The sequence below is a fragment of the Tenacibaculum litopenaei genome (assembly GCF_964514025.1).
Lineage (GTDB): Bacteria > Bacteroidota > Bacteroidia > Flavobacteriales > Flavobacteriaceae > Polaribacter > Polaribacter litopenaei.
Window position 1 is genome coordinate 869106 of the sequence record NZ_CAZEQT010000006.1, and the last position, 20144, is coordinate 889249.

The 20144-nt window shown below is 32.5% G+C and carries 26 protein-coding genes, 1 tRNA gene and 1 pseudogene; 3 read left to right on the forward strand and 25 right to left on the reverse strand.

Annotation, left to right across the window (positions count from 1 at the left end):
* Position 1: 1 nt before the first annotated feature.
* The 9 genes and pseudogenes from dnaB to ACKTS5_RS12620 form a co-directional block, all read right to left on the reverse strand.
* Entirely contained in the window at positions 2-1450 is a 1449-nt protein-coding gene (gene dnaB, locus ACKTS5_RS12580) for a replicative DNA helicase (RefSeq protein WP_408044229.1), read from the reverse strand.
* The gene (locus ACKTS5_RS12585) at positions 1447-2250 is read right to left on the reverse strand and encodes a Lin1244/Lin1753 domain-containing protein (RefSeq protein WP_408044230.1); all 804 of its coding nucleotides are present in this window, start codon (positions 2248-2250) and stop codon (positions 1447-1449) included. Before ACKTS5_RS12585 ends, dnaB begins: the two co-directional genes overlap by 4 nt.
* Positions 2210-2470, reverse strand: coding sequence for a hypothetical protein (locus tag ACKTS5_RS12590; protein WP_408044231.1), 261 nt, complete (start codon positions 2468-2470; stop codon positions 2210-2212). The genes ACKTS5_RS12585 and ACKTS5_RS12590 overlap by 41 nt, the downstream gene beginning before the upstream one ends.
* Entirely contained in the window at positions 2467-2742 is a 276-nt protein-coding gene (locus ACKTS5_RS12595) for a hypothetical protein (protein ID WP_408044232.1), read from the reverse strand. Before ACKTS5_RS12595 ends, ACKTS5_RS12590 begins: the two co-directional genes overlap by 4 nt.
* A 78-nt stretch (positions 2743-2820) precedes the next feature.
* A tRNA-OTHER gene (locus ACKTS5_RS12600) sits at positions 2821-2933 on the reverse strand.
* A gap of 65 nt (positions 2934-2998) precedes the next feature.
* Positions 2999-3577, reverse strand: a pseudogene (locus ACKTS5_RS12605) (recombination protein NinG); the annotation flags it as partial.
* A 1-nt stretch (position 3578) separates the two neighbouring features.
* On the reverse strand, positions 3579-4529 hold the full coding sequence (locus ACKTS5_RS12610) for a hypothetical protein (protein ID WP_408044233.1): 951 nt from the start codon (positions 4527-4529) through the stop codon (positions 3579-3581).
* Positions 4530-4531: 2 nt separating this feature from the next.
* Positions 4532-5452, reverse strand: coding sequence for a recombinase RecT (locus ACKTS5_RS12615; RefSeq protein ID WP_408044234.1), 921 nt, complete (start codon positions 5450-5452; stop codon positions 4532-4534).
* 87 nt (positions 5453-5539) lie between these two features.
* Positions 5540-5755, reverse strand: coding sequence for a hypothetical protein (locus tag ACKTS5_RS12620; protein ID WP_408044235.1), 216 nt, complete (start codon positions 5753-5755; stop codon positions 5540-5542).
* Between the two features lie 66 nt (positions 5756-5821).
* On the opposite strand from ACKTS5_RS12620, the gene ACKTS5_RS12625 reads away from it, so the two are divergent.
* Positions 5822-6208: a hypothetical protein gene (locus ACKTS5_RS12625; RefSeq protein WP_408044236.1), complete on the forward strand. Its 387-nt coding sequence runs from the start codon at positions 5822-5824 to the stop codon at positions 6206-6208.
* 4 nt (positions 6209-6212) lie between these two features.
* On the opposite strand, the gene ACKTS5_RS12630 is transcribed toward ACKTS5_RS12625, so the two are convergent.
* Genes ACKTS5_RS12630 through ACKTS5_RS12640 form a run of 3 tightly spaced genes read right to left on the reverse strand, consistent with a single transcriptional unit; the run spans position 6213 to position 7180 of the window.
* Positions 6213-6374, reverse strand: a complete 162-nt coding sequence (locus tag ACKTS5_RS12630; protein ID WP_408044237.1) for a hypothetical protein — start codon at positions 6372-6374, stop codon at positions 6213-6215.
* A gap of 59 nt (positions 6375-6433) precedes the next feature.
* Positions 6434-6718, reverse strand: a complete 285-nt coding sequence (locus ACKTS5_RS12635; protein WP_408044238.1) for a hypothetical protein — start codon at positions 6716-6718, stop codon at positions 6434-6436.
* Positions 6719-6754: 36 nt separating this feature from the next.
* Positions 6755-7180 carry a hypothetical protein gene (locus tag ACKTS5_RS12640; RefSeq protein WP_408044239.1) on the reverse strand — a complete coding sequence of 142 codons (426 nt, stop codon included), beginning with the start codon at positions 7178-7180 and terminating at the stop codon, positions 6755-6757.
* A gap of 92 nt (positions 7181-7272) precedes the next feature.
* On the opposite strand from ACKTS5_RS12640, the gene ACKTS5_RS12645 reads away from it, so the two are divergent.
* Entirely contained in the window at positions 7273-7722 is a 450-nt protein-coding gene (locus ACKTS5_RS12645; protein ID WP_408044240.1) for a hypothetical protein, read from the forward strand.
* A 253-nt stretch (positions 7723-7975) separates the two neighbouring features.
* Here ACKTS5_RS12645 and ACKTS5_RS12650 read toward each other — a convergent pair whose 3' ends face one another.
* From ACKTS5_RS12650 to ACKTS5_RS12710, 13 genes are all read right to left on the reverse strand, one after another.
* Complete coding sequence (locus ACKTS5_RS12650; protein WP_408044241.1) at positions 7976-9481, reverse strand: RNA-directed DNA polymerase; 1506 nt, start codon at positions 9479-9481, stop codon at positions 7976-7978.
* A gap of 485 nt (positions 9482-9966) precedes the next feature.
* Positions 9967-10797 carry a hypothetical protein gene (locus ACKTS5_RS12655; protein ID WP_408044242.1) on the reverse strand — a complete coding sequence of 277 codons (831 nt, stop codon included), beginning with the start codon at positions 10795-10797 and terminating at the stop codon, positions 9967-9969.
* A 158-nt stretch (positions 10798-10955) separates the two neighbouring features.
* Positions 10956-11528: a hypothetical protein gene (locus ACKTS5_RS12660; RefSeq protein WP_408044243.1), complete on the reverse strand. Its 573-nt coding sequence runs from the start codon at positions 11526-11528 to the stop codon at positions 10956-10958.
* Positions 11529-11531: 3 nt separating this feature from the next.
* Entirely contained in the window at positions 11532-12005 is a 474-nt protein-coding gene (locus ACKTS5_RS12665) for an HORMA-1 domain-containing protein (protein ID WP_408044244.1), read from the reverse strand.
* Between the two features lie 5 nt (positions 12006-12010).
* On the reverse strand, positions 12011-12952 hold the full coding sequence (locus tag ACKTS5_RS12670; protein WP_408044245.1) for a CBASS oligonucleotide cyclase: 942 nt from the start codon (positions 12950-12952) through the stop codon (positions 12011-12013).
* Positions 12953-13188: 236 nt separating this feature from the next.
* Complete coding sequence (locus ACKTS5_RS12675) at positions 13189-13836, reverse strand: hypothetical protein (protein WP_408044246.1); 648 nt, start codon at positions 13834-13836, stop codon at positions 13189-13191.
* Between the two features lie 752 nt (positions 13837-14588).
* Complete coding sequence (locus ACKTS5_RS12680; protein ID WP_408044247.1) at positions 14589-15260, reverse strand: hypothetical protein; 672 nt, start codon at positions 15258-15260, stop codon at positions 14589-14591.
* A gap of 256 nt (positions 15261-15516) precedes the next feature.
* Entirely contained in the window at positions 15517-15738 is a 222-nt protein-coding gene (locus tag ACKTS5_RS12685; RefSeq protein WP_408044248.1) for a hypothetical protein, read from the reverse strand.
* Complete coding sequence (locus ACKTS5_RS12690) at positions 15731-16318, reverse strand: hypothetical protein (protein ID WP_408044249.1); 588 nt, start codon at positions 16316-16318, stop codon at positions 15731-15733. Before ACKTS5_RS12690 ends, ACKTS5_RS12685 begins: the two co-directional genes overlap by 8 nt.
* Positions 16278-16466 carry a hypothetical protein gene (locus ACKTS5_RS12695; RefSeq protein ID WP_408044250.1) on the reverse strand — a complete coding sequence of 63 codons (189 nt, stop codon included), beginning with the start codon at positions 16464-16466 and terminating at the stop codon, positions 16278-16280. The genes ACKTS5_RS12690 and ACKTS5_RS12695 overlap by 41 nt, the downstream gene beginning before the upstream one ends.
* 211 nt (positions 16467-16677) lie before the next feature.
* Complete coding sequence (locus tag ACKTS5_RS12700; protein ID WP_408044251.1) at positions 16678-17328, reverse strand: hypothetical protein; 651 nt, start codon at positions 17326-17328, stop codon at positions 16678-16680.
* Between the two features lie 7 nt (positions 17329-17335).
* Complete coding sequence (locus ACKTS5_RS12705; protein WP_408044252.1) at positions 17336-17512, reverse strand: hypothetical protein; 177 nt, start codon at positions 17510-17512, stop codon at positions 17336-17338.
* Positions 17513-17573: 61 nt separating this feature from the next.
* The gene (locus ACKTS5_RS12710; protein ID WP_408044253.1) at positions 17574-18200 is read right to left on the reverse strand and encodes a response regulator transcription factor; all 627 of its coding nucleotides are present in this window, start codon (positions 18198-18200) and stop codon (positions 17574-17576) included.
* 379 nt (positions 18201-18579) lie between these two features.
* Here ACKTS5_RS12710 and ACKTS5_RS12715 point away from each other — a divergent pair, with 379 nt between their 5' ends.
* Positions 18580-19851 carry a sensor histidine kinase gene (locus ACKTS5_RS12715; RefSeq protein WP_408044254.1) on the forward strand — a complete coding sequence of 424 codons (1272 nt, stop codon included), beginning with the start codon at positions 18580-18582 and terminating at the stop codon, positions 19849-19851.
* Positions 19852-20144 lie beyond the last annotated feature (293 nt).

Genomic DNA, 20144 nt, shown 5'->3' on the forward strand with positions numbered 1-20144 from the left:
ATCAAAAGGCGTCTTTGGGGTCAATACCTTGGATGAACTGAGGACTTTCTTCTGGTGGAATTTCTCGGACAGTTTCCCGATCCTGTTCCCTTTGAACATCTGAATGGAGATCAGAAAACAAAGTGTACTCTCCTTCGAATTTCATTCGGACTCTGCTTAAACTTCCGTTACGGTTTTTCGCTATAATACATTCAGCTTGTCCCGCGCATGGTGTGTAATCATCGTCGTCGTCCCATTCTGTCAATCCGTAATACTCTGGGCGGTAAAGAAAGCTTACTACATCAGCATCCTGTTCGATAGCTCCAGATTCACGTAAATCTGAGAGTAAAGGGCGCTTACTTCCGCCACGAGTTTCAACTAATCGAGATAACTGAGAAAGTGCTATTACGGGAAGTTCCAGTTCCTTGGCTACTTTCTTCAAGCCTCTGGAAATTTTAGAAATCTCTTGTTCACGGTTTCCGCTTCCCTTTGAAGACATCAACTGCAGATAATCGACAAAAATTATCTTAACTCCCTTTTTGTTTTTTAGCCTTTTTGCTTTGATTTGAAATTGCTCAATTGACAGGTCGGCCGTGTCATCGACTTCAATAGGCAAACTTTCAAGAACTCTTTGATGCTGGACGAAAATAGCGTCACCCTCAGGCGAAAGACCTTCTTTATTGAATTTCTTTATTGGAATTCTTGTTTCCATCGAAACCATTCTTGAAACCAAGGTTTCCTTACTCATTTCCAAGCAAAAAAAAGCGGTTGGAATATTATTCTTGGCAGTTTGAAGCGCGGATTTTAAAGCGAAAGCCGTTTTTCCCATCCCGGGACGAGCCGCCAAAATGATGAGTTCTCCATTTCTCCATCCTCCCGATACCGAAGTCAATAACGCAATTGGAGTTGGAAGACCTGGAGTTATCTCGTTGCGGTATATTTTCTTAGCCTTATCTCTAACTTCTTCCAATACACTTCCAAAACTCACCTCTCTCGGTTTAATGGTTGAGTCACTTAGGGTATTCAGCTTGTTGTAAGCCTTATCAATGAGCTCTAACGCATCAACTCCTTCTTCGTAAGCCTTTCTGTTTAAATCATTCGAAACTGCTATAATTTCCCTTTGAATGAACTTCTGCAAAAGAATTTTTGAATGAAAATCGACATGGGCTCCCGTGGCTACTTTTTGAGTTAATTCGATAATTTTCAAATCACCTCCCGCCTTTTCATGATCTCCTTTAGCCTTCAAATATTGGCTTATTGTAAGCATATCAACTCTCTCTGAATCGATATAAACCTCACGAATAGCATTGAAAATCAACTGGTGTTCCCGCTTGTAAAAAACCTTGGTTGTCAAAACCTCAATTGTCTCCTCAATTGCCGATCTATCTACTAGCATTGCTCCTAATACCGCCTCCTCAAGCTCTAATGCCTGTGGCAATAAAATCACTGTTTCTGGTTGTTCCTGACTCATCGTGCTAAGGGAATTCTTTGGTTAATATTCATGACTTTTGCTTCTGATTGATGCTCAAAACGCTTACGCGCCCAGCTTCTAAAATGGGTTTGAAAATCCTCCTTTTTCTTTGAAAAATGCCCGCGTTGTTCAAGCTCCGAAACGAATTCCGTTAATTTGGTTTTCAATTCGCTTAAATCCCGAATTTTGTTTTGCTTGTTGGAAATTACCGCATTGCAAAGCCTCTCGTTCTGGAGATATTCGGTTTTTAAGGTTTCAATTGGAAAAAGAGAATCTGAAATCGAAGTCGATGTCGACGACGAATCTTTGACTTCTTCTTCATCTTCTTTAGTTTTATTTCTTTTTATTTCCTTTTGTTTTATTGTATTACTATCGTTATACGTTAGTATTAAATCCGTATTACCATCGTGTTTAATAGGTTTTTCATCAGTATCTTTTTTTTGTTTTTCCCATCGCTTTTTTACTGCCTGTCGTGCTTTCTCTGATTTACTTTGAACAATCTTCATATTGCGTTGCATTCTCTCGGAATAGAAGTGCTTACCGTCTTCGGTAAAAACAAATAGCCCAAAATCTTCAACAACAGATTTAACTAAGTCTGCACTCACACGAAAATCAAAGGCTAAAACATTATAATCTTTGATGCTCATATTTTCTTTGCATTCTCTTAATCGTTCCAAAATCATAAAATACACTCCATACCCTTCAGTCTTATGCCTCATTCGAATGGCAAGAATCTTCTCATCGTTTCGAGCATTGCTATCATGACTGAAATAATACGCTTCTTTTGTATTTGATTTCATTATTCATCTTTGAATTAAACTTGACAGTTGCGTACGATGTGCTGTCGCCGTTTAAGTTGTTACTTATTTCTAGCTCTAACCGCTCTAACTCCCTTTTTAGTAAGGGAATTTTGACTTCTTCAATACTTCCACTATCAACTACCTGAGAAATGAATAATTCTAAGTTTTTTTGATACTCCTGGAGCATCGTCATTTCTTCTATAGTTGTTGATAATGTCATACCCTTTCAGCCTTCTGAGCTACAATATTGTTGTAACAGTTAGAATGTTTGTCTTGCTTAAAATCTGAGTAGCAATTTGCTTTAATCTCGTCACCGAAACGCAATGCCTTTGCCACATCAGCCATGTGTTTTCTAAATTCTAGTACGAACTTCTTGTTCTCTGATTCATTTATCGTCCCATTGATCAAGGTTACGTCCAATACTACTAGAGCTTTTTTAAAAGGAGCTTTGCTCTTATCTATCACCTCACTTACAATTCCTACTACTTCCATTTACTCTTTTTAAAAAATGCCCTGATATCGCTCAGGGCGGGCGAGAAACAACTAACTAAAAACAAAACTTAAAATTTGTGGATAGGCAGGACTCGAACCTGCATTTGTCATAGACCAATTATGAATGTCCGTCACGATTGGAACCAATTCCACTGACTAGAGTGGAGCGTCTACCAATTCCGCCACTATCCTTGTAAATACCCAAAACCTCATTAATTCCTTCTCTCGTAAACTCCTCTCCGTTTTGAATACCTCTTATTATTCTCCTTGCCTTCGAAATAGCCTCTTTAAGCTCTTCTTTTGACAATTTGATGATCTTATATCTGCTTGATAAAGTTTCAACGTAATCAGCATAATTTTGACCGTATCGAGTAATTAAACCGTTGTAATACCCTTCTGGATTTCCTCCCAAATCAACATTGCACTCTTTGCATTGCTTATGAATGTTGTCAAGATGGAATCTCAATGTTGAATTACTCCCAACGCTCTTTTTATGCCCTCCATGGGCCTCTCTTGTGAACTTCCCCGTATTACCATGCCCACAACTTATACAACCATGCTTTTCATCTAATAATCGAGCGATACCGTTAACCAATATCTGGAGCTCTTTTTCAAATGCAGACTTTGTCTTTACTTTATTCTCTTTGATCTCGCGAGTCTTATTCGCTACTTTCCTTTTCTGTAAATCCTTCTTACCTTCTTCAGTAGATAAATTCCATTTGACAATACATGAAGCACAAAGCCCGTATCTTCGATACATTACAACTTCACCACACCCTTCAAAATCTTTGGCGTTGTTGATCCCTTTACATGCTTTAGGCTTTGTGCTAATCATATTATGCTACTTTTTGAATAGATTTTAATTCAACTAACTTCTTTTGATTCTCAGGAATACTCATTAAAACAGTATCCATGTACTCTCTGGCTAACTTTACCATTTCCTTTAATTGGCTATTTCTTACAGAGCAATAAGCATGATGAAATACTTTTACTCTCATTTCTTCGGGTATCTCAACGAATACACCTTTAAACCAATCCAATTGCACTTGTAATGAAGACTCTTGACAAAAGGCTTCTAGGCCCTTCTCTGTGAAGATGTGGTTACATACTGTTTCAACGACTAAATCTCTTCCAATATCGTCCTTGATATTTCCTTCTTGGTCATACACGTTGTGCTTCCAATCAAGGCGCTTTAATTCATCGTTTAACAATCTTGTAGGGGTGTCGACCAAAACGTAAACCAACTCAGCTTCCTTTAATTCCCATAAATCCATGTAACAATCCAATTGCCATTCATAGGCCTTATTCTTAATTGCTGTATCTGTCAAAGGAAAACTCTCGTAAGACCAAGAAGTCTTCATATCGCGAATTTTAGACTGGGCATTATCACACTCCCCATTGAAAAAATCGTTTTGTTTACGAACCTTGTTTTTGATTAAGAGCTTGTCAATTACATTTGAATAAGTAGTAAATGACTTGTCTTCCTTTTGAATCCCCTTATCCAGATACTTTGCTTTAATCTTTGAGCTTCTCTTTGTTAAATGCTCATACACTAGTTGCTCAAGATATTTTTTTGCTCCATCGGTTAAAGTACATTTTGCGTTCTTTTTCTCGATGAGAGAACCTAAGGTTCCAAGCTGAGTAACCGTCAAAGGTTTCGCTTCTGGATTATTATATCTTTCAAGTAAAGAGTCATGGGTTGCCTGCTGTCTAGGAGTCAAAGGTTTTGGAACACCTCCCATGATATTAACTATTGAGTGTGGACGGAATTTATAATTTTCGAACATAATTACTGCTGTGTTTCTTGGTTAAAAAGAATTCTGTTTTCTGCCTCGGTGATCTGGGCATCAAATAACCCTAATTGCTCTTTGTCAAGTGAGTTTTTAACTTCTTCAAGCTTCTCCATTGAATTGGCTCGCTGGATAAATCCTTCTATCCTGCTATTTTCCTCCTCAACACTTTCCGCTTCAATGTCAATAGTCTCTGGGTTATCTGTGTATTCGATTTTACCTTCTCCTTTGATAATAGCTTGGTCATATTTAACAGCCTCCTGCATCTGGATACTCAAAGGAGCGTATTTTGATAATAATAGCTTGATAACTGTTTTTATAGCCATAGCCTCGAACATTTGCTTCCAATTAGAAAAGCTCTTATTGTAGGATTTAGAGTACTTCTGACCGTGTTTCTTCAAATCATCAACACTCATGTATAATGATTTCTCAAATCCGTTATTTAACTTCATGTAAGCTACATAACCGACAACATTCGACTTTTCTCTTTCCGAATCCTGAATCCAATTGAATTCTATTTCGCCGGTCAGTCTATCAATATTTTGAATCTCTCCTTCTCTAACGTCGGTTGCATTTATCGTTTTAAATTGACCACTTCTCATTGCCAATTGAATAAACCCTTTATAACCCAGTTGGAATTGCGCTTCTTGAGTCTTGGTTTTGTTATTTCGATAAGGCAATACATATGCGAATCCAAGATTGTTATCCAAAGGCAAACCAAGTGAAGTTGCCTTAATAGCGGAATACATTACCGTGTTGGGAGCGCAATCTTGAAGAGAAGCGTTATTACTCACTAGAGAAACACAGTTAGTTACAAAGGTTTCCTTTCTGCTTCCTAAAACCTGCGATAAATAGTCGCTTGTTTTGTCGTTTGTCAAATAGCGATTAAATGCTACAAGACCGTTCGGTTTTTTTTCCATAATTTTGTTTTTTAAGTTAGTTTGACTTCAATTTAATTTCTAATGATTTGGAGTTCAAACCCCCGTTTTGGCGAACGGGGATTTTTTTTATTTCGGAATCCCGAAACCTACATGAACCCTCCTGTTTGTTTTTAAACAATCCGAAAAGATTGAATAATGATAAGTGCACCTCTTTTTAGCTATTTCATAAGCCTCTAACTCAGTGTGAACGTCAGTTCCTAACACTAGTTCAGTTACCTTATTCTTAATCCTTTTGGAAACTTCTACTCCCTTTTCCGTGAAGTAATTTGCTTTTGTGTTCATTTTGTTTTTTAGGTTATTAATTTGCTTTTAGACTACTTAACTACTCCGTTCTTCTCCCAAAATTTATTGAAGGATGAAATCGAAATCATTACACTAGAGTTTTTTCGATTACCTCTTTTAGAAAACTTGATATCTCCAGTCTCCAAAAGTTTAATTATGAAACTTCTCGATGTTCCAGTATCCTCAGCTATCTTTTTGGCAGTTGCCCAATCTATCGGTGTCGTCATAGTTAATTTTCTTTTTAAAATGGGAGGCGATCATTGGGAACGCCTCCCAGAACATGAGAAAAACACGAATTACAAACAACAAACTACTCTTACCTTGAATGGTCCCCTAAACTCAGTAAGAGCTCAACAACAAATCCGTTTCTCTTTAATTTTTTCTTTAATGGAGGAAGTAGTAAACCTCCCTTATCTTTTTTGCGTGTCTTTTAAAAAAATCACTACTTTTTGAAGTTCTATTCTGCTAATATTCCGTTTTGAATCTTGATATACTTTTGCATGAACTCTATTACCTTGTCTTCCTTATCCTCTGGCACTGACCAGAATCCCGCTCCACAAAACCAATGAGTTCTTAGTGTATTTGGTTTGCGATTGAAAAATTTTGATGCTTTCAACATGAAATCCTTTTTGTTTTCGATCTCTAACCACAATCGTTTTATGTTTTCTATTTTCTCCATTAAGCTACTTTGGCCAAATCAGCCTTTAATAATTGAACACCTAGTTTCTCCTCCATTTCGATTAAAGCGCTTCTTAAAGCTGTCTTGTAATCAGTCTTATCTTCGTAGTAGTACTCAACCACTGTGTAATCACTCTGTGAAAACCATCCGTCTAAAATGAATTCCTGCAATAGTAATTTCAACTTCTTTTCTCCCGTAAAAGAATGGGTAGATAATTGAGAAGTAATTCGATACCTATTTCCGTTTGGTAAAATCCCTGTGAAGTTGTTGGCTTTAAGTTTCATTTGTATAATGTTTTAAGTTAGTTTCAGTTCCTTAGATTAAGATGCTAGCAAGTTGACTATCTCCATTTCATCATTCCTCAACACTTCAAGTCTCTTATCAAGTTTCAGTTTCAATTCTGAATAAAATTGATAAGTCTTGCTAACATCTGATCTTTCATAATCACTGAGCCTCAACGCCTTCAAATTCCTTGCTATCCTAACCAACTTTAATGGATACTTAGCTTCTCTCTCAGTTAAATACTCTACATCAACAGCAACCGATAAAAACATGAAATCAGAAGATTTGAAATTGAAGCGGTAAAGATTTGTAGTGTCAACATTCTTTACGGCCTCGATTAAATCATCTAAAGACTGTACAAACGAAGTTTCTCCGGCAATCGTAATTTTTAAACCTTGACTTGCAACTCTCATGTTTAACCTTTTGAGCTCCTCTAGTTTTGAAATAATTGCAATTGCCTTCATAATTTTTTATATCTTTGTTGTTGTTGATGATACAAATATATAACTTTTGTTATATGTAAACAATATTTTATTATACTTTTTTTATATTTTTTATGTCTGAAGTTGGTCAAAGGTTAAAAACCCTTATAAAATCAAGTGGTTACACAAATAAGAAATTCGCTGAATTGGCGGAAGTTGCACCTAACTATATAAGTATCCTTATAAGAAAAGGGGAAATATCAGATAAATTTAAATATAGTATAACTAAAATTATACCTAATGCCAACATAGATTGGTTGGAAACAGGTGAAGGATCTCCTTTACTTGAAGAAAATGAAGGTCAAACGTTATTTGAGCAAGGAAATAGCACCAACACAATCAAAGTAGGAAACATTGAAGTAAACGTCGATGAGTTTGCTTTGGCAGCAGCTCAAAACATGGATTTATTAAAGGAAAAGCCTGTATTCTACAACACTTTCGTAATCGAAGCGATCAAATTAATTAAAGAAGCTCAAAAAGGAGATGGAACTATCGACGTTTCAAAACTTGTAGGAAGAAGTTAAATTGAGTTTGCTAACCTTTATAAACACGCCTCCAGAAATTGCTGTTTTTTGAAAAGACAAAACTCTTTTACGATATAGAATAAGACCTTCGTAATCGTTCAATGATTTTAATATTTACTTTTAAATTTTTGACATAAAAAACCACTTCAAGAGAAGTGGTTGTAGAAATTATTATTTAACGGTCTCGTGTAAACGTAGTATGGGCGCATAGATCATATTGCCGTTTTACACAATATTAGCTACTGCCTTCTTTCTAATAATTGAAAAGTTGAATTTCATTTGATTTAATTATTTCATCTATTTCGTTAATTTTGTCTTCATCAATTATTTCAGCACTATCAATCAAGTCATTAATATCTTGATTTAGCCAATCTGAATTCCATATTTTTACTGACCTATCATTTACTTTTTTACAAAGCGTCTCTTCATATTCTTCACGTCTATCTATTTTAATTGTAACTCTTTGTAACCAAATTTTGATATGACCAGTATTTGGAATTTTTGAAAACTTGACTCGAATTTTATGTAAAATTTCATCCCGTTCATTATCATCTTCAATCAGAGATAACAATTTACTCAAAATACCACAAGCAATCGGATAAGTCCTTGGGTTTCTATATGCAATATCAATCAATATGCTGATAATAACTTTCACATTTTCCTTGATTTCATCTAATTCTTTAATTCTATTGAAGAACTTGTCTAATGACTTTCTTAAACTTCCAGAATTAGGGAATTTCTCCGCAAGTCGATGAATTAAAAGTAAATGTCCTTGTAATCCTTTAGCACCGTTTTTCTCTGAAATCCAATATAGTTTATCTGGCTTTATTGAATCAGTTATGAGGTCGTTTGAAGGAAAAGTTTTATTCCCACTCAAACTCATTCCTAAACCAATTAATATTTCAGTTAAAAACTTAGCTATTTTGTCTGCGTCTTGTGGATTATTTGTGAAAACCCTGTAATCATCTCTATATCTTAAAATCACGTAATCACTAATTCCAGCCTTATCAATCTTCTCAGTCAATTCTAAATCAGCATAGCCAAGTATCATTTCTGCTATAAAGTCCATTAAAATACTCCCTTGAGGAATTCCATTTGTCTGTCCATAAGACATATCTCTAATATATTTATCTATAGTATTTCCAACATAATCTTCACTACGGTTCTGTTTTGCAATCGGTTTCGTGTGAAGAGCCCAAGGAATAGAATGCGTATAAATTGAACCATAGCAATTACTAATATCTGTATGAAGAACATAATCATATTGAAGAGCAAGTTCGAGTGATTCTTGCTCGATTTTTTGCCACCAGTTTGTAATTGCTGCCGCATTATCAGACAAATACTCTTCTTGTGATTCTAATGGTATACTTTGACATCTAATTTTTTTATTCTCTTGGAACTCCTTAAATCTTTTAACTATTAAATTCCAATTATCTTCTTTTGTTATTTCATGCACGATAGCTACATACAATGCAGGATGAATTAGTTGAAATGGTCTCCATGCATATTTGCCGTCTTTATTATTTAAAAGTAAATGGTTTACTCCTTCGAGTTCACTTGGATAAGGTCTTTTCGGTCTGCCATTAGCAGGACTAACATTTTTGTAAAAATCTTCAATCTTTCTACCTTCAATTTCAGTCGAAATTGATTTCAATAAGTTTTGAAAAGTGAAATAGCTTGGCAAGTCGAAGTTAAAATAACTCTCTTCTTTAAGGAAAAATTTCCTTGCTTTTTCATGGCCGAATTCTAATATATTCATTGATTCCTTTTTTAATTAATTTATGTAACTGTCGAGGCACAAAATTAATTCCCATGTACGCAATCTATTTACGTATTTGGATTTTCTTTTTTCACAGCCTGTAGCGAACTTGTTTATACACGCATAAAATACGTCGTTATACAACTTATTCAGCTTGTAATCAACGTATTTACATATCATTATACTTTATAAGTTCGTAAATATAAAGATGTAAGAGTTATTACAATTACGGAAAACCGTAATCGAAGCGATCAAATTAATTAAAGAAGCTCAAAAAGGAGATGGAACTATCGACGTTTCCAAACTTGTAGGAAGAAGGTAAATTGAGTTTGGCTGACCTTTATAAACACGCCTCCAGAAATTGCTATTTTTTGAAAAAGCAAAACTCTTTTACCGTATGGAATAAGACCTTCGTTATCGTACAATGATTTTAATACTTGCTTACTTAAATTTTGAACATAAAAAAATACCTTTGTTAAGGTGTTTTAGGTTAATAACTTAATCATTTCTCTGATTACTTTGTCTTTTTTAGCAAAAGACTCATTTTCAAGTTTGTATTTAGTAACCAAATTTTTAATTATCGAAGATGTGATTCTAGAGCATATCATTAACACAGTAGAAAATCCTTCAAGACTTTCGTTTTGGTTTTTAAAAGCTGAGTTTAATTGTCTAATACTTATATATTCTGAATGAATATGATTTGAATAGAGAGAATGAGTTTTTGATAAATCACCTATTTTCATTAAATGATATACTTCGACTGGTTTAATTAATCTGGCATATTTAGGTTTAATATATTTATTTTTTTGTCCTCGTGAAGCTAATTTAAATTCCTCAAGACTGCGCAGTTTTCTTAATTCCTTTGCCAACTCATTTCTCATTTTTGATATTTGAGGATGAGTTTTGGGATGATGTCTTGTTAAAAGAATTTGTTGATTTAATCCTTGTATTTTATAAATGCAGATTCTTAATTCTTGAGAAATTCCAATATCTATAAAGAAGAGATAGCTCAAATTCACATATGTTTCAATTTGTAATCTAGCAATTGAATACACAGCAGTTATGTCGTTATATAATATATTAGTCTTTTTTATGCTAATGTTAGCACCTTTTGAAAGATTATAAATACTCAAATTATGATTTATTATTTGAATTATAAGTTTCTCAAAAAGTCCAGCGTCTGGGAATTTTGTGTTAGTGTCATACAAATCTTGAGTACAATCTGCAAGTAAAGAATTCAAGTCATAAAGAATAATTCTTCGATTTTTCACAGATGTATTATTTAGCTGTTCAAATGCTTGAATAAATTCCTTCATGTATTTTTAGAATGTTTGCTAACGGTCTAGTATAAGAATAGTAGCGGATTAAAATGCACTAACTTTTCGATTAAACACAGACCTTTTTTATATTTAATTACTTTCGTTTTAACGATTAAACCGCTATGCACTATATACATTGTTGGCAGCTGGTGTTTCTATTCTAATGATATTTTATCGCTTTTGGCCTTTAAGTTTTTTTTGATAGTCCTTATTTTAGTAAAAGGCTTCTTGTCAAGCGCTTTCGATATTTCAATCTTTTGAAGATGTTTCTGTTTTAATTTATTGAATTGACTGTCACTGATTGTAGGTGTATCATTCATGATAGCTTTATAATCTTCAATTACCTCATTTGACCGCTCTAGAGCAATATTAATATCTAATGAGTCTATTTCAGTGTTACAAAAATTACTTGCTGTCCGAATCCAAGTTCCCCATTGCTTAACTGCAATCCCTCTTTCAAGTATTTTATTTTGAAACGAAAAAGTTGATGGAATTAATCCAATAATAAAAATGCTTGCAGATGCAATCCCAATCCAAAATTGAGTTTCATCACTTATTTTGGCAAATATTAACATTGCAACAATAGCTGAACCTATTGAAACGTAACCAAGAATAATTCTTGATAAAACTGAATAGCAATCTTTAATATGCCCATGCATTGACCGATTCTGGTCTGCTTTACGATGCAGATTCCAAATTTCTTTTTTGATACTTTCTTTCTTATCCATTATTTAATTGTAATCTAACCTATCAATTCCATGACTACCTGTACTATATCTTTTAGTTACATTTTTTTGCAGCTCAGGAAAATTTGGATTTATTGAACTTGACACCCAACCAATTTTCAAATTTTGTTGTTGAAAAGATGCTTTCTCCTCATTTGTTTTTGAGTTCCATAACGAAGTATAACTTAGCAGGACATGTAACCTTTCTCCATCTCCTTTTTCCCAATCGTTACCTCCTGGTCTATCATTAATTTCTCTTTCTGTTACACCAATTTTAAACTGTTTTACTTTGTATGAGGTGTACTTGGGTTTATCCAGTATTAAAGAGATTTCATCGAGAAAACCATTTGATAACATCACTCTAATATCGTGTAGAATTTCTTCACAATACTCCAATGTCCACAATTCTGTCTTACGAGTAATAATTTTAAAATCTGTTGCTATTGATTTATATAGTTTTTTTACATCAGTTTCTGTCATAACTTCTATTCATTAATATTAAATTCACTTCCAAATATTTCTTTCCATAAATCAATTGTCGGTGTTATATATTCTTCCTCATCAGCTAGCAAAATTGTATCAAAAGCAATGTTTGCTTTTTCTCTTATATCTTCCCAATCATTATTACTGACATATTTAGTCACATTGTTTTCATTAAATGTTGGGTCGGCAATATAAATACAACTATTATCCGCTTTATAATTTCCATAAGGAGCATTAAACGTGATTATTGGAAATGTTTTTTGCCCAATGAATTTATAAAATCTAAGCAATGATTCTTCAATTGTGGTTTCTACATCTTCTGTTAAATCCAAATGAGCTACAATCAACTCAATAGCAAAAGAAGAAAGTTTAATTTCTTGAAAGTTTTTCCACTTTTTTAATATTCTAACGATTGTTGAGAAATTGCTATTTGTCTCTTTTCTTTCGGAAATGAATTTCAATTGATTTTTAGGTGACGTAAAAAATCTATTATTATTTATATCTGGCTGTTGCACATAATCCTCTACATCAGTCTCTCTAACAGGAACAATATCTACATTTAGTCCAGAAGCAATGAATTCAAGGCCTGCAGTTTTAGGATTATCCCAAAAGTCTTCGTCATTTTTATTCGGGTATATCAATTTTAAGATGGGAATCATTAACTGATTTATTTCTTGAAATGTTCCATAATTTGAAATATCAACGTTCAAGAAAAAAACCAAATCAATGTCAACTGGATTATCATCCATTTTCTTGATAATAGTTCCTTTGCGCCATGAACCAGCCTGAAGAACTTTTAAGACATTAGTATCTGTAAGTTCATTTATCTTTGACTGAATTGAACTTATTAAGTTATCTATTTGAGACTGATACTTTTTTTTATCCTCATTAGAAAACTTTATTCGTTCCTTAAAATTTATTAATTGAGTATTGTTCAGTTTCATATATATAATGTTTCAAATTTGTAGAACGTTCTTTTCACTTGCTGCCAACGGACTTGTGTATGAAACGTAGCGTGTAAAAAGACACTAACTTTTCGAATTAACACAGAGCCGAATTTTTATATTTTGTTTTTAATTTTTTTATTCTAAAAGCCAAATTAAAAATTTGGCGGTCTTTGTAAATGGACACAATCCTTTTGGTTTAGCACTTACTAGCTATGTTTTATACACCGTGTTAGCTACTGTTTGCTTGTATATATTTTGTTTAAAAAAGTCCGAATAGTTTTTACAAAAAACCTTATTGATTCATCATCTGTAAATTCAATTCTATAATATTCTCCTTGCTCAATAACATTCAATTGTTTTATCTCTTTTATAGAGTTTATTCTTGTCTTAGTTTCCGACTTGTTCAGTCTATAATTTGATGAGTGTACAAACACATTTCTCAAGTGATTAAGTTTAGTTATTTCATTCCACTCACTATTAATCTCTTCAAAGTCAATTTCGATAACTTTTTCGAGGTATCTTTTGAACTTAAAAATTCCTTTACCAGATATATCGTCAATTTTAATTCGTTTGTTTTTTTCTGCAACTTCACATAAGCGTAATAAGGATTGTTCTAAAAATGAATAAATAGATACTATGATTGAGCTGTAATAAAGCTGTAAATTCTTTTGTTTTATATAAATTTCAATTGGGTCATAATTCAAGTCTTTAGCCAAATCAGGTGTGTCGTTATACTCTTTTAAGTATTTTTTCACTTTTTCATTTATTTGCTGATTTGTCAAATCTAAAAACTCAATAAATGAATCCAATTCAAAATCAATTTCAGAGTAGTGAAAATCCTCTGTTATGAATATTGTCCTTATCGGTCTTCCTAATCCCATTTTTGTAATTGTAGCTAACTTGTTTATATACGCATAAAATACGTCGTTATACAGCTTATTTAACTTGTAATCGATGTATCTGTATATCGTTATATTTTATAAGTTCGTAAATATAAAGACGTAAGAGTTACGAGAGTTACGGAAAACCGTAATCGAAGCGATCAAATTAATTAAAGAAGCTCAAAAAGGAGATGGAACTATTGACGTTTCCAAACTTGTAGGAAGAAGTTAAATTGAGTTTGCTAACCGTTATAAACAAACCTCCAGAAATTGCTGTTTTTTTGAAAAAATAAAACCCTTTTGCTTTATGAATAAGACATACGTAATCGTACTAATATCGTGTATTATAAATTTTATTAGTAGTATCATTATACTTGGCCTCAACTTTAAAGAAAGTCTTATTAATGCACTAATATCAGGTGCAGGGCTATTTCTAGTTATAAAACTTACTCGGTACTACCAAAGTATATACAACGAAAACTAATGTACTACAATATCAAGGACAACGATTTCCAATACTTAGCAACCGCACTATTATCAACACAAAAAAACACCTTGATTAAGGTGTTTTGTGTACGAAACATAGCCATAAAATACATTATGTTTCGGTTTTATCACTAATTCAAATTTTTACATTTTGTTTTATCTTTTCATTTTAAAGCCAAATCAACGATTTGGCGGTGTTTGTAAATGGCACAGAACTTTCGTAAACCACTGAACGCCCTATTTGCTATATACAGTGTTGTGTGTAGTTATTTTTCTACAATTAAACTATTTTCAGATTCTAATTCCATCATACTCATTTCTCCCCCTAAATAATAGGAAGGGATATTACCCTTAATTCCTAATCTATACATTCCAATTCCAGAGAGCCTTTTTTCCTCCCGTCCATTTGGGATTAATCTAAATCGCGAAAAATATAGTTTTTCAGGCTTCACATATTCACGTTGAATATCAAAACATTGGAACATTAATTCCTTTCCTAAAAAACTTCCTTCAATATTTTTTAGTAAAGTTGACTTCTTTTGAGATTGCTGTTGACTTGTAGGAAATATAACAACTTCAGGGCTATTCAATCCGTCTAATTTTTCAATATTTATATCAGATTTTTTCAAGAATTCATTTAGGTCTGATACATTCTCAAAGTTCTTATTACTCCAAAATAATCCAGAAAAACAATTTAGTCGCAGGGGTAAGTCAGGTCTGTGAATTTTACTTTCCTTTTCTGTTAATTCCAAATGTTTTATAAATGTTGAATTGTTTTCAAAGTATTCCTTTGTTGTTCGATAATAGCTTAGAGTTCTGTTTTTTGCATAAACGAAACTGTCATCTTGATTAATAGTTTGATAAAAAACTTCTTTTTCGTCAAACATCATAACTCGAATTCGATGGTCTGTGAAGTTATATAAATCTCCTATTTTCATTATTTTCTATTCGTTTCGGATAATTACACAAAACTTGTTTATATACGCATAAAATATGTCGTTATACAGCTTGTTTAGTTTGTAATCGATGTATTTGTATATCGTTATATTTAATTAGTTCGTAAATATAAAAATGTAAGAGTTATTACAATTACGGAAAACCGTAACAAAAGTAGGGAAAAACTATAATTTTAAACGAATAGAAAATTGGTAATAAATAAAAAAGCGCCCTATTACAGGCACTATCTTTTATGAGTTAACAAAAGCTTTGGACCAATTCAAAATCCACACTCATTACCTCTACTCTTCCCATTGATGATATTTCACATTTATTAGTATCAATGAGCTCATTTTGTCTCTTTACTTCTTCATTCGTTCGTTCTTCTAAATCTTTTGCTATTTCTTCCTTATTCTTTACTTCATCCGATAAATACCCAGATCGTTTTATCTTCTCTCTATACGACATCTTCTCACTCATTATCTAACGCATTTTTAAGTAGTTCAATTGATTTATCTTTATAAAGAAGTTTCTTTTCTTCTTTGATCATGTCATTTTCTTGAACATCCAAAAGAATAAAGTCAAACAAGTCCCTTATTAGCGACTTTAATTTTTCTTCGGAGAAAAGTATTGCATTCTGAATCAAGGCAAACAATCTGCCTGAAAGCACGCATAAACCTAGCATGCTTAAATAATAAAACAAGGGGTGAAAATCTTTTATTCCAAATGAAGTAAGAAGTAATTTCTTTGGCAAAAAGATTAAAATGAGAAAATAACATCCAACGTAAATAGCTCCGTAAGCAATGCCTTTACCAATCTTTTTAAATTCATTATTTATTTGATTTGAGAAAAACAGTAAAAGTAGTCCTAAACAGAGGAAACAGAGCCTTGTCCCTAGTGAGTTTAGAAAAGAAGACATAAATCGATACCCGAATATGCCTTCCGTATCTCTAATACCATAGACAATATGCCAAAATGGAGCTGTTAAGCCCACAACAGACAATGTCGTTAAATAAATACTATTCTTGGTCGTCAGGAACCCCGTTACAATTCCTGTCATTTTCTGGGCAATCCTTCTCAGGATCGATCTTAAATTCTGTGCGATTCTGTGCCTGTCCATTTCTTTCAATTTCTTCTAATGAGTTGTCTGTACAACTACAAAATGAACCAATACTAACCACGGCTAACACCACTAACAATTTTTTCATAATCTACCTTATTTTAAATTTAAAAAGGTAAAGTTACGGCATTAATGTAGCTTTAGTAATTAGGTTTACTTTTAGTTATTAATTATTATTTAACAATTCGATACTCTGCTCAACAGGGGCGTTGAACAGCAATTTTTTTAATAAGACACTCTACAAATTTATAGGATTTTTTGTTCTCTACAACTTATCGAGCCAGTTTTTTCATTTAAATCTACTTATCGTTTGCTATTTCCTTCAAGATTTTGAAGGTTTCGTCAAGCTTCTCAGGTCTAGAATTTCTGAGAGCAACCTTGGCTATATCATACATTTGCATACGAAGCTTGTAAATTCTATCCTGCTTATACTTAGTTATAAAATGAATTGCTAGAAACATCAATGTTGCAGATAATATCGTTACAAACACATAACTAGCTTTGGTTAAGTCTTGAAAACTTTGGAAAATCCAAAAAAAATAGTTGAAACAAACAGATAACATAAAAGTATGCACAAGCTTAGCTCCAACATTAAATCGCTCCCTCATAAACGATTTAATGAGGTTATATATAGCATAAAAGAATACACAAGAAATCAATCCAAACCGTTCTAAAAAATGCTGAAAAGAACTAAAAACAAGGAACTTATTATTTTCAATCTTTTTTACAAACAAACTATGAGCCTCCTTCTTATCAGAATTGGCTATCTTATAATTTTCATATTCCTGAGTTCCTAAAGCTAATTTTTTAACCTTATTTAAGGCAATAGTATTCCTTCTCTTGGCCTCTTCATACTTCTTTTCTGCGAGTAATATATCTTCCCCGTAAGGTTCTATAAACTTGTGTAAGTAAAATGAGGTTGCACAAAAAATTAACACTATGTAAGTCAACACTTTCCTAATCGTCGTCTGAATCCGATGTCTGGGGCGTCCCTCCTCCTCCTGGGTTAATGTCTCCTCCTTTGTCGATTGCTTGTTTTGCTTCCAATAACGCTTCATGCTCTGCTGTATTATCTGTACAAGAAATAAAAACTAAACTAACAGCAAACAATAGTAATACTAACTTTTTCATCATTATAAGGTATAAATTCAACCTATAAAGATACGAAAGCATACTAGTTCACAGCTGTAATTAGCTACTTCTTGCCTCCTGTTAATAATTTGATTAGCTCTAAATTGTCGTTTAATCCTAACTTCTCCCGAACTCTCCTGAAATAAGTCTTTACTGAACTTAAACTAATTCCTTTTTCATAAGCTATCTCTTTATAACTATAAAATTCGATCATAGGCAAAAGCTCTAGCTCTCTATCTGATAACTGTTGAGCCAACATCTTATCCTTCAAATATTTACTTTCTTCTGTAATTGAAGAAATAGAAGGAAAATAATTACCTCCTTGAGATATATTTATAATTGCTTTTCCCAAGTCATCATGACACCCTGCCTTGGTTAAAAAACCTTTCACATTATACCTAGACTTCATTTCTTCAATGAACTCATTACTATAATGTGCAGAAGAAACCAATACTTTAATTTCAATTTTATTTTTTTTCAAATACTCCAGGACTTGAATCCCATCAAAACGAGGCATTTCTAAATCCAAAATCAAAATATCAAACGAATGATCCTTACAATACTTAACCAAATCAACTCCGGTAGTAAATACCTTGGATATGGTTACATCATCCATTAAGTTTATAAGGGCCATATAACCTTTAACAACGACATCGTGATCCTCTGCTATTACCACTTTCAATTTACTCATGCCACAAAACTATTACTTAAAAAACTTCTTCTTGTAAACCAATTAGGTATAGGGACCATTTTTCTTAAAGATCAATAAGAACAACAAAATAACATCTTACTGATAAATCGACATTAACAAACACCAAAACCATATAAAACAAAGTATTAACCTCATAATTCTATCGCATAATAAATACAAAAGAAATTGATTATATCGAGTAATACAGTTGTAGCTCTATTTGGGGGCTATGTGTGTGAATAGGACAATTTGTTTTTTTTTTAATGATATATTTTTGTAAGATTATAATTTATCCTTAACGCAGATGCAAATATTCAATAATATTAAAGACAATCAATCTATAAATGAGGAACCCCCTATCTCAAAGAAGGGGTCAAAGATGAATATAGTAATGATATGTAAAAAATATATTATATATGTAATTGTTGTTTTATGCGCGACTTCATTTTATACACACCAGTTCTTTCCAGAATCGAGTGAGCGATTCACTGTAGCCAAAAATGATCATAAAAAAGCTAAAAAAGAAAGATCTAGAATTATCTTGAAAATTATAGATAAGTCAAAAGACACTGCATTGTACAATGAATTTCAACTACAAAACAAAATCACTAATTCTCTTTGGGACAATTACTTAAATATTAAAAAAGAAGAAAAATTATTTGGTTTTAAGTCCGCAAGATACTTTGTGGAAAGGTTTGGATTAATGTTATGCATTTTTATATACGCTTTATATAATCTTGTTACGTCATTTCTAAAAGAACCAACGAATGCAGGAGTAAAAATTATCCATACATTTATTATTTCAGTTTGCTTTAATTATTTTTATTGGATTTTCCAGAGTTTTCAAGACTTAAGTAAAACTACTTATGTTTTCATGACCTTGTTTTCAGCAATTTTGGTCTCATTAGGAGTATACTTTATTACAAAGTATAAAAAGACAACCATTCAAAAACTAGAAGTAAACAACAAAGAAGCTCAAAACACTATTGAATTACTAGAAAAAGAAGTATTAATCAAACAAGAAGAACAAAGAGCTGAGGAAAGACAAAGAATTTCAGAAGAATTGCACGATGGGGTTTTAGGCAAGTTATTCGGAACACGTATGGGGCTTGGGTTTTTAGATTTATCTAAAAGTGAAAGTAAAGAAAAGTATCAAAGCTTTTTAGATGAACTACAAGAAATTGAAAAAGAGATCAGGGAGGTATCACACAAATTAAATACTAATCTGAATGGGTTAGATATTGGTTTTCTACAGATTGTAAAGCAATTATTTATTGATCGAAGTAAATTGCATGGTTTTAGTTACTCCATTCATTCGGATAAAAGTATCGACTGGAATATTGTTAATGAAATCGACAAAGTAAATCTATATCGCATAATACAAGAGTCTTTACAAAACACTATTAAACATGCTAGAGCCAAAAATGTCAATCTTTTCCTTAATAGAGAGAATAAAGGTGTTCTTATTAAAATCGAAGATGATGGTTACGGTTTTGACACCTCTAAGAGTAAAAAAGGAATTGGTCTTAAGAATATTCAATCAAGAGTAAAAAGGTTAAATGGTAATTTCAAAATAAGTTCAGAATTAAATAAAGGTACTGTATTGAATATTCAAATTCCAATTAGAGAAAAACTCACCAAAGTAGGATAAACAAAAATACTACAACCCAAAATTCAGCTAGCACATTGCAATGAAACGGTAATAATCATATTACACACTAAAAATATACTAAAACACGAAAAACTCACTTTGTAATTAATCTTGAAAGGCATATGCAACCACCACTTTAATTTCCTCCATGGTGCGAAGATATTTTAACTTTAATGTAGCCAAAACCCTGAGTCAAATATTAAAGTTTAATTTATTTGATACAAACGGCCTATAATAAACCAGAAAAATCAACACATAAAACACACAAAAACAACACATAAACCAGAAACAAA

Bases quoted from the DNA above. Each gene is read 5' to 3' on its own strand.
- dnaB (WP_408044229.1), bottom strand. From the start codon at position 1,450: ATGAGTCAGGAACAACCAGAAACAGTGATTTTATTGCCACAGGCATTA.
- ACKTS5_RS12585 (WP_408044230.1), bottom strand. From the start codon at position 2,250: ATGAAATCAAATACAAAAGAAGCGTATTATTTCAGTCATGATAGCAAT.
- ACKTS5_RS12590 (WP_408044231.1), bottom strand. From the start codon at position 2,470: ATGACATTATCAACAACTATAGAAGAAATGACGATGCTCCAGGAGTAT.
- ACKTS5_RS12595 (WP_408044232.1), bottom strand. From the start codon at position 2,742: ATGGAAGTAGTAGGAATTGTAAGTGAGGTGATAGATAAGAGCAAAGCT.
- ACKTS5_RS12610 (WP_408044233.1), bottom strand. From the start codon at position 4,529: ATGTTCGAAAATTATAAATTCCGTCCACACTCAATAGTTAATATCATG.
- ACKTS5_RS12615 (WP_408044234.1), bottom strand. From the start codon at position 5,452: ATGGAAAAAAAACCGAACGGTCTTGTAGCATTTAATCGCTATTTGACA.
- ACKTS5_RS12620 (WP_408044235.1), bottom strand. From the start codon at position 5,755: ATGAACACAAAAGCAAATTACTTCACGGAAAAGGGAGTAGAAGTTTCC.
- ACKTS5_RS12630 (WP_408044237.1), bottom strand. From the start codon at position 6,374: ATGTTGAAAGCATCAAAATTTTTCAATCGCAAACCAAATACACTAAGA.
- ACKTS5_RS12635 (WP_408044238.1), bottom strand. From the start codon at position 6,718: ATGAAACTTAAAGCCAACAACTTCACAGGGATTTTACCAAACGGAAAT.
- ACKTS5_RS12640 (WP_408044239.1), bottom strand. From the start codon at position 7,180: ATGAAGGCAATTGCAATTATTTCAAAACTAGAGGAGCTCAAAAGGTTA.
- ACKTS5_RS12645 (WP_408044240.1), top strand. From the start codon at position 7,273: ATGTCTGAAGTTGGTCAAAGGTTAAAAACCCTTATAAAATCAAGTGGT.
- ACKTS5_RS12650 (WP_408044241.1), bottom strand. From the start codon at position 9,481: ATGAATATATTAGAATTCGGCCATGAAAAAGCAAGGAAATTTTTCCTT.
- ACKTS5_RS12655 (WP_408044242.1), bottom strand. From the start codon at position 10,797: ATGAAGGAATTTATTCAAGCATTTGAACAGCTAAATAATACATCTGTG.
- ACKTS5_RS12660 (WP_408044243.1), bottom strand. From the start codon at position 11,528: ATGGATAAGAAAGAAAGTATCAAAAAAGAAATTTGGAATCTGCATCGT.
- ACKTS5_RS12665 (WP_408044244.1), bottom strand. From the start codon at position 12,005: ATGACAGAAACTGATGTAAAAAAACTATATAAATCAATAGCAACAGAT.
- ACKTS5_RS12670 (WP_408044245.1), bottom strand. From the start codon at position 12,952: ATGAAACTGAACAATACTCAATTAATAAATTTTAAGGAACGAATAAAG.
- ACKTS5_RS12675 (WP_408044246.1), bottom strand. From the start codon at position 13,836: ATGGGATTAGGAAGACCGATAAGGACAATATTCATAACAGAGGATTTT.
- ACKTS5_RS12680 (WP_408044247.1), bottom strand. From the start codon at position 15,260: ATGAAAATAGGAGATTTATATAACTTCACAGACCATCGAATTCGAGTT.
- ACKTS5_RS12685 (WP_408044248.1), bottom strand. From the start codon at position 15,738: ATGAGTGAGAAGATGTCGTATAGAGAGAAGATAAAACGATCTGGGTAT.
- ACKTS5_RS12690 (WP_408044249.1), bottom strand. From the start codon at position 16,318: ATGACAGGAATTGTAACGGGGTTCCTGACGACCAAGAATAGTATTTAT.
- ACKTS5_RS12695 (WP_408044250.1), bottom strand. From the start codon at position 16,466: ATGAAAAAATTGTTAGTGGTGTTAGCCGTGGTTAGTATTGGTTCATTT.
- ACKTS5_RS12705 (WP_408044252.1), bottom strand. From the start codon at position 17,512: ATGATGAAAAAGTTAGTATTACTATTGTTTGCTGTTAGTTTAGTTTTT.
- ACKTS5_RS12710 (WP_408044253.1), bottom strand. From the start codon at position 18,200: ATGAGTAAATTGAAAGTGGTAATAGCAGAGGATCACGATGTCGTTGTT.
- ACKTS5_RS12715 (WP_408044254.1), top strand. From the start codon at position 18,580: ATGAATATAGTAATGATATGTAAAAAATATATTATATATGTAATTGTT.